Annotated in this window: 8 protein-coding genes; 4 read left to right on the forward strand and 4 right to left on the reverse strand. The window is 75.8% G+C overall.

The genetic code is table 11. The annotated features are described in order from the left end of the window. Positions 1–2: 2 nt before the first annotated feature. From ABTY15_RS26860 to ABTY15_RS26875, 4 genes are all read right to left on the reverse strand, one after another. On the reverse strand, positions 3–1,151 hold the full coding sequence (locus ABTY15_RS26860; RefSeq protein WP_350600581.1) for a beta-ketoacyl synthase N-terminal-like domain-containing protein: 1,149 nt from the start codon (positions 1,149–1,151) through the stop codon (positions 3–5). Further along, entirely contained in the window at positions 1,148–1,402 is a 255-nt protein-coding gene (locus ABTY15_RS26865; RefSeq protein WP_350600583.1) for an acyl carrier protein, read from the reverse strand. Before ABTY15_RS26865 ends, ABTY15_RS26860 begins: the two co-directional genes overlap by 4 nt. Beyond that, a complete protein-coding gene (locus ABTY15_RS26870) occupies positions 1,399–1,683 on the reverse strand; it encodes a phosphopantetheine-binding protein (protein ID WP_350600585.1) in 285 nt (94 codons plus the stop codon). The genes ABTY15_RS26865 and ABTY15_RS26870 overlap by 4 nt, the downstream gene beginning before the upstream one ends. Positions 1,684–1,754: 71 nt before the next feature. Next, positions 1,755–3,227, reverse strand: a complete 1,473-nt coding sequence (locus ABTY15_RS26875) for a class I adenylate-forming enzyme family protein (protein ID WP_350600587.1) — start codon at positions 3,225–3,227, stop codon at positions 1,755–1,757. Between the two features lie 181 nt (positions 3,228–3,408). Here ABTY15_RS26875 and ABTY15_RS26880 point away from each other — a divergent pair, with 181 nt between their 5' ends. From ABTY15_RS26880 to ABTY15_RS26895, 4 genes are all read left to right on the forward strand, one after another. Further along, a complete protein-coding gene (locus tag ABTY15_RS26880; protein ID WP_350600591.1) occupies positions 3,409–4,539 on the forward strand; it encodes an alpha-hydroxy acid oxidase in 1,131 nt (376 codons plus the stop codon). Further along, entirely contained in the window at positions 4,536–5,312 is a 777-nt protein-coding gene (locus ABTY15_RS26885; protein ID WP_350600595.1) for a class I SAM-dependent methyltransferase, read from the forward strand. Before ABTY15_RS26880 ends, ABTY15_RS26885 begins: the two co-directional genes overlap by 4 nt. A 76-nt stretch (positions 5,313–5,388) precedes the next feature. Further along, positions 5,389–6,324, forward strand: a complete 936-nt coding sequence (gene lipP1, locus ABTY15_RS26890) for a LipP1 family hormone-sensitive lipase (protein ID WP_350600598.1) — start codon at positions 5,389–5,391, stop codon at positions 6,322–6,324. Further along, positions 6,321–7,688 carry an aminotransferase-like domain-containing protein gene (locus ABTY15_RS26895; protein WP_350600601.1) on the forward strand — a complete coding sequence of 456 codons (1,368 nt, stop codon included), beginning with the start codon at positions 6,321–6,323 and terminating at the stop codon, positions 7,686–7,688. The genes lipP1 and ABTY15_RS26895 overlap by 4 nt, the downstream gene beginning before the upstream one ends. The last annotated feature ends 128 nt before the right edge of the window (positions 7,689–7,816 follow it).

The raw sequence follows: 7,816 nt of genomic DNA on the forward strand, positions 1-7,816 counted from the left end.
GGTCATGCCGGGGCCACCAGGAGGGCGGTGTTGGCGCCGCCGAAGGCGGAGTTGAGGCTGAGCGCGTAGCGGGGGCGGGCGGTGCGCGGGCCGTCCAGGACGAGGTCGAGGCCGAGGTCCGGGTCGGGGCCGAGCCAGCCCGCGTTCACCGGGAGCCGGCCCGCACGCAACGCGCCGATGACGACGGCGAGTTCGAGCAGCGCGGAGGCCTCCAGGGCGTGGCCGTGCACGGATTTGCTGGAGCTGACCGGCAGTTGGGCGGTGTGCCGGCCGAACACCCGGTGCAGCGCGCGTGCCTCGGCCAGGTCGGCGAGGGCGGAGCCGGTGCCGTTGGCGTTGACGTAGCCGACCTCGGCCGGGGCGACGCCCGCCCGGGCGAGGGCGGCCTCGGTGGCCCGGGCCAGCCCGTCGCCCTCCGGTTCGGGGCGGCAGACGTGGTGGGCGTCCCCGGCCCGGCCCCAGCCGGCCAGCCGGGCGAGCGCGGGCGCGCCGCGCCGTTCGGCGGCCGGGGCGGCTTCGACGACGACGGCGGCCGCCGCGTCGCCGAGCAGGGTGCCGGTGCGGCCCGCGCTGAACGGGCGCGGCTCGCCGTCGCGGGCGAGTGCGCGTCCGGCGTCGAAGACGGCGAACACGCCCGGCTCGACCAGGTGCCCGGCCGCGACCAGGACACGTTCGTGCCGCCCGGCGGCGACCAGCGCGGCGGCGTCGGCCACGGCGGTCGCGGCCGCCACGCAGGCGCCGGTGTAGACCCGGGTGACGCCCCGGGTGCCCCAGGCCGCGCTGACCCCGGCGCCGAAGGCCCGGGCGGTGGCCCGGGTCCGCAGGTCGCTGTGCAGGGCGAGCAGGACGGGCGTGTCCGCGCCGTCGGCGGCGGTCAGACCGGCCTGGCGGCAGGCCTGCGCGAGCGCGTCCAGCACCGCCCGCGCCAGCGGCACGGTGTGCGCGAGCGGCACGTCCGCGGGCAGCAGGGCGGCCCGGGTGGTGCGGCAGGCGCTCACGTCGAAGCGGGTGACCGACCCGAAGCCGGTCTTGCCGTGCACGGCGGCCTCGGTCAGGGCGTCGAGCCCGCGCCCGGCGGCGCTGAGCACACCGAGCCCGGTGACGACCGGCCGGGCGCGCGCGCCGGGGCCGGCCGGGGTGGCGGTGGTCACGGCCGTGCGTCCGCTCGGACGGACCGGACGGCTTCGCGCAGCACCTCGACGGCGTCGTCGACGGTGCGCACGGTCGCGAACCGCTCGTCGTCGAGGTCGACCTGGATGCCGTAGCGCTGCTCGAACTCGGCGATGAGCCAGGTGAGTTCGAGCGAGCCGAGGTCCTCGGGCACGGTGCCGGCGGCGCGCTGCCCGAACGCCGCCAGCATCGTCAGGACCTCGGCCCGGTCGGGGAGGCCGGAGTCGGTCACGCCGGGCTGCCGGTGGCGGCGGTGGCGGTGGCGGTGTCGGCGATCCGCCGGGCGACGTCGGCGGTGAACTCGTCGAGCGTCATCAGCGCGGTGCTCTCCATCTCGTCGAGGTCGAACTTGATCCCGAACTCGTCCTCGACCTGCACCGACAGGTCGGCCAGTGCGAGCGACTCCAGGTCCAGCCCGGCCGGTCCGAGGTCGGTGTCCCCGGTGACCTCGGAGACGTCGTACTGCATCTCGGTCAGCGCGGCGAGGACGAACGCGCGGATGCGGTCCTGCATGGTGGTGGCTCCTTGTCGGGGTTCACGTCGGTGCTTCGGTACTGGGTGCTGCGTGCTGCTGGGACAGGCGCTCAGCGCGCGGCGGCCCCGCGCAGGGCGGCCGGGTCGCGCAGCAGCTTCCCGGTCGCGGTGCGCGGCAGATGGGGCAGGAGGGCGAGCCGGCGCGGCCGCTTGTAGCCGGCCAGCCGGCGGGTGATGCCGTCCTGGACGCTCGCCAGGTCGGCGTCGGGTTCGGTGGCGAGGTAGGCCTCGATCGCGCCGTCCTCGAAGACCACGACGGCTTCGCGGACGGCGGGCAGCGCGGTGAGCGTCTGCTCGACCTCGGTGAGGTCGACCTTGAGGCCGCCGATCGAGACCTGGGAGTCCAGCCGTCCGAGGACGGTGACGTGCCCGGTGGCCTCGTCCAGTTCGGCCGCGTCCCGGGTGTGCAGCCAGCCGTTCGACCAGCGGGTCGGGTCGTCCAGCCCCGGGTACGGGGAGGCCGCCGCGCCGATCCGCAGCTCGCCGCCGACCAGGCGCAGCCGCATCCCGTGGACGGGCCGTTTGGCCGGGTGGAGCGTGCCGTCGAGGTCGGTGGCGATGACCCCGGTCTCGGTCATCCCGTACATGGTGCCGAGCGGGACGCCGTAGCGGGCGGTGAAGAGTGCGGGCAGGCCCGGGCGGACCAGCTCGCCGGCCACCACCATCCGCCGCAGCTGCGGCAGCGGCGGGGGAGCGGCCGCGCCGGCCAGCAGTTCGGCGTGGAACGGCACCCCGATCAGGGTGGTGGGCCGCTCGCCGGCGGCGACGGCGGCGAGGATGCCCGCCGCCGTCATCCGCTCGGGGACGGTGAGCGCCGCCCGGGCGTACAGGCTGTTGAGCAGTCCGCCGACCAGGCCGAGCACGTGCACCACCGAGGACAGCAGGACGACCCGTTCGCCCTCCCCTGGGAAGCCTGGTGAGCCGGGACGGGCGGCTGAGCCCGGAGCGTCGCGGACGTCCGCCAGCCTGCGGTAGCAGTCGAGTTCGCGCAGCAGGTCGGACGCGGTGCGGGCGATGACCTTGGCCGGGCCGGTGGACCCGGAGCTGAGCTGGACGAGCGCGTGCCCGGTGCGGGCCGGTCGGCCGTCCGGCAGTCGGACGGCCACCGGCTCCACCACGGAGAAGCCGCGCAGCGCCGCCGCGGGCCGGTGGGCGGAGCCTACCAGCACCTGCGGGGCCAGCCGGGCCACCGCCGCGTCGACCTCGTGGTCGGTCAACCGGTGGTCGAGCAGCGCGACTTGGGCGCCGAGGCGCCAGCAGGCCAGCAGCGCGGCGACGAACGCCACCGAGGGCGGCAGTCGTAGCGCCACCGTACCGCCGGGGCCGAGGCCGGTGGCGGTCAGCTGGGCGGCCTGCTCGTCGACCAGGGTGCGCAGGGCGTCCCGGTCGAGCGGTGCGCCGAGGTGCAGGCACTCCTCGCCCCCGGGGCCGGCCAGCAGCAGCCGGTCGACCCAGGAATCCGGGGCGTCGGCGTGTGGCGGTGCGGAAAACGGAAGTGAAGAAGGGGAAAAGCCGGTCAACACCACTCCACCCAGTGAGGGGATTTGACATGGACGCCGTTGACAACCAAAACGGTCAATTCCGTTGCCAGACCATGGCACAGACGATTGGTCAAATCAAGGTCTATACCAATGTGGTTGTTGTCCCTACGCTGCCGAATCGGGACCGGCCCGCGCGTGGCCGTCCCGGGAACGAGGACTGCCCGTGGGAGCACTCACGCTGGCCGGGATCGGGCACGCTGCGCGCGCCCGACTCGCGCCGGAAATATGGGACTTCATCGAAGGTGGCAGCGGGTGTGAACGCACCCTGGCGGCCAACCGGGAAATGTTCGGACACTATGCGCTCCGCCCGCGCACCCTGGTCGACGTCTCGGCCTGCTCGCCCGCGCTGACCCTGCTCGGTGCACCGCTCGACCTCCCGGTCGCCGTCGCCCCGATGGCGTACCACCGGCTGGTCGATCCGGAGGGCGAGACCGCCACCGCCCGCGCCGCCGGAGCGGCCGGGGCGCTGCTGGTCGCCGGTATGTTCGCCAGCCGCACCCTGGAGGAGATCGCGGCCGCCGCCACCGGTCCGCTCTGGCTCCAGCTGTACTGGCTGCGCGAGCGGGCCGTGCTCGCCGCACTGGCCGAACGCGCCGAGGCGGCCGGCTACTCCGCCCTGCTGCTGACCGTGGACGCCCCGCGGATCGGCCGCCGGCTGCGCGACCTGCGCAACGGCTTCGCCATCCCGCCCGCCGTCCGCGCGGTCAACCTCGACCCGGCCCTGATGGCCGCCAGCCACCGTACGGCGGCCGGGAGTTCGGGCATCGCCGAGCACGCCCGCGAACAGTTCGACCCCACCGTGACCTGGGCCGACCTCGGCTGGCTGCGCGAGCGGACCGGGCTGCCGCTGGTCCTCAAGGGCATCCTCACCGCCGAGGACGCCCGCCTCGCCGCCGAGCACGGCGTGGACGCCCTCGTGGTCTCCAACCACGGCGGACGCCAACTCGACGGCGCCCTCCCGGCCCTGGCCGCCCTGCCCGACGTGGTGGACGCGGTGCCGCCGGACCTCCCGGTCCTGCTCGACGGCGGCGTGCGCAGCGGCACCGACATCGCGATCGCCCTCGCCCTCGGTGCCCGCGCCGTCCTGGTCGGCCGCCCGGTGTTCTGGGGCCTCGCCACCGAGGGCGAGGCCGGCGTGCGCCGGGTGCTCGGTCTGCTGCGCGAGGAACTCGACCACACCATGGCCCTGTTGGGCCGCCCCCGGCTCGCCGACCTGGACCGCACCGCGCTCGCCCGCTGGCCCGCCCCTTGGCCCGCCCCGCGGACCGCCCTTCCGATGGAGACCCTCGCATGACCGAGCAGAACACCCCCTTCCCCGGCTGGGACTGGGACGACCCGGACGGCCTCGCCGAGCGCCTGGACGCCTTCAGCGCGAACGTCGCCACCTGCACGAAGCTCGAAGCCGCCCCCGCCGGACCACCCCGCGACCACGCCGGATTCCGCGAACTCGGCCTCACCGGCATCGAGTTCGCCGCCTTCCGGACGGCCCACCCGGAGGGCCTCGGCACCGACCTCGCCACCCTGCGCAGCGCCGACACCACCAGCGAACCCGGCACCCTCTACCGGGTCGACGGCGACCGCTGGTTCACCCAGCTGGACATCGCCCGGCCGCTGCCCTTCGCCGACGCCAGCGTGGACTGGGTGTACGCGGAACACCTGATCGAGCACGTCACCCTGCCGGTGGCCGTCCGCTGGCTGCGCGAGGCCCGCCGCGTCCTGCGCCCCGGCGGCGTGCTCCGGCTCACCACCCCCGACCTGGCCCGCTACCTCACCGGCTACGCCACCGGCGACGGCTTCCTGGCCAAGCACCGCCGCCGCCTCACCACCCTCGGCTTCGGCCCGCCGATGCCCGCCCGCCCGGCCTTCCTGGTCAACCAGATCTTCCGCCACTACGGCCACCAGTGGATCTACGACCTGGACGAGCTGCGGCACGTCCTCGGCCTCGCCGGCTTCGAGCCCGGGCAGGTCCGACACTGCGCCTACCGCCAGGGCGCCCGCCCCGACGTCGCCGACCTCGACACGGCCTTCCGCACCGACGAGACCATCTACGTCGAGGCCGACCGCTGACCCGACCCCGTTGACGTCCCCCGCCGCCCTGACCCCCCGCCGCCCGACCGTCCTTCGGACCGAACGGACCCCACCCATGCCCCTGCACCCCCAGGCCGAGGCCCTGCGCGCCCGGCGCGCGAGCACCGGTGCACCCCCGCTCTACACCCTCACCCCCGCCGAGGCCCGCGCCGCCGACCTCGCCGACATCCGCGCCACCGCCGGCCGCCCCGAACCGGTGGCCGCCGTCGAGGAGCACCGCATCCCCGGCCCCGGCGGCGAACTCGCCCTGCGGCTCTACCGGCCCGAACCGGCCGGCCGCCGACTGCCCGCCCTGCTCTACCTGTTCGGCGGCGGCTGGACCCTCGGCTCGCCCGACACCAGCGACGCGATCTGCCGCCGGCTCACCAACGCGGTCGGCTGCGTCACCGCCTCCGTCGGCTACCGCCTCGCCCCCGAACACCCCTTCCCGGCCGCCCTGCACGACTGCCGGGCCGCCCTCCGCCGGCTGGTCGACCACGCGGAGCAACTCGGCATCGACCCCGACCGCCTCGCCGTCGGCGGCGACAGCGCCGGCGGCAACCTCACCGCCGCGCTCACCCTGCTGCTGCGCGACGAGGGCGGCCCGGCGCTGTGCCACCAGCTCCTCGTCTACCCCAACACCGACCACCGCGCCGACACCCCCTCACTGCGCGAACACGACGACCCGCTGCTGTTCAACCGCCGCTCGGTCGCCTGGTACTGGGGCCACTACCTGGCCGACCCGGCCGACGGCGCCCACCCGCACGCCTCCCCGCTGCGCGCCCCGAGCCTGGCCGGCCTGCCGCCCGCCACCGTCATCACCGCCGAGTACGACCCGCTGCGCGACGAGGGCGAACAGTACGCCGAGGCGCTGCGCGCGGCCGGCGTCCCGGTGGACAGCCGCCGCTACCCGGGCGTGCCGCACGGCTTCTTCGCCATGACCGGCGCGCTGGACGCCGCCGCCGAGGCCCAGCAGCACGCCGCGGAGCGCCTGCGCGAGGCCCTGCGGTGACGGCGGCCTCGGCGCAGGCGGAACAGCCTGCCGACCCGTCCGCCGATCGGAACACCGCCCCGCCCGTCGCACCGCTGCGCCTCGGCGACCTGCACGCCTCGCTGGCGGACCCGCTGCTGGACGCGATGACCTTCCTCAACGAGGTCACCACCCGCTACCCCGACGCCGTCTCCTTCGCCCCCGGCCGCCCCTACGAGGGCTTCTTCGAGCCCGAGGACGTCCCCGGGTACCTCGACACCTACCTCGCCCACCTGGCCGCCCGCGGCCTCGACCGGGACGCCGTGCGCACCGCGCTCTTCCAGTACGGCCCCACCAAGGGCGTCATCGGCGACCTGGTCGCCCGCACCCTCGCCAACGACGAGGGCCTGGCCGTCCCGCCCGAGGCCCTGGTGCTCACCGTCGGCGCCCAGGAGGGCATGCTGCTCGTCCTGCGCGCGCTCTGCGCCACGCCCGAGGACGTCCTGCTGGTCAGCTCCCCGTGCTACGTCGGCGTCACCGGCGCCGCCCGGCTGCTCGACCTGACCACCGTCCCGGTCCCCGAGGGCCCGGCCGGCGGCCCCGACCCGGAGGCCGTCCGCGCCGCCACCGCGGCCGTCCGCGCCTCGGGCCGCCGCCCGCGCGCCCTCTACGTCGTCCCGGACTTCGCCAACCCCTCCGGCACCAGCATGCCGGTGGCCGCCCGCACCCGGCTGCTGGAGGTGGCCGCCGAGCAGGGCCTGCTGGTCGTCGAGGACAACCCGTACGGCTTCTTCGCCCGGGACCACGGGGAGCGGCCCACGCTGAAGGCGCTCGACCGCCGCCGCCAGGTCGTCTACCTCGGCTCCTTCGCCAAGACCTGCTTCCCCGGCGCCCGGCTCGGCTACGTCGTCGCCGACCAGGAGGTGGCCGGCCCCGACGGGCGGCGCAGCCTGCTCGCGGACGAGCTGGCCAAGCTGAAGAGCATGACGACGGTCAACACGCCGGCGCTCAGCCAGGCCGTGATCGGCGGGATGCTGCTGCGCCACGACTGCCGGCTGCGCGCCGCCAACGCCCTGGCCACCGCCCACTACGCGGCCGGGATGGACACCCTGCTGCGCGAGCTGGACCGGCACTTCCCGGCCTCCGGACGGCGCCGGCTGGGGGTGTCCTGGAACCGGCCGGAGGGCGGCTTCTTCGCCGTGCTGACGGTGCCGTTCGCCGCCGACGACGCGGCGATGGAGCGCTGCGCCCGGGAGTACGGGGTGCTGTGGACGCCGATGGCGCCGTTCTACCCGGCGGGCGGCGGCGAGCACCGGCTCCGGCTCTCGATCAGTTCGCTGACGCAGGCTCAGATCATCGACGGGGTGGCCAGGTTGGCGTCCTACATCGCCACCCGTACCGCCTGAGCGAGGCAGCCGAGAGAGGGGCCCGGCTCACCAGCCGCCGAAGGCGGCGGCGACCAGGCAGAGCGCGACCAGCACCCGGGTCTCGGTGTGCGAGGAGCGGTGCGAGCGCAGGTGCGGCCGGCCCCGGC

The organism is Kitasatospora sp. NPDC097643 (genome assembly GCF_040302625.1).
GTDB lineage: Bacteria > Actinomycetota > Actinomycetes > Streptomycetales > Streptomycetaceae > Kitasatospora.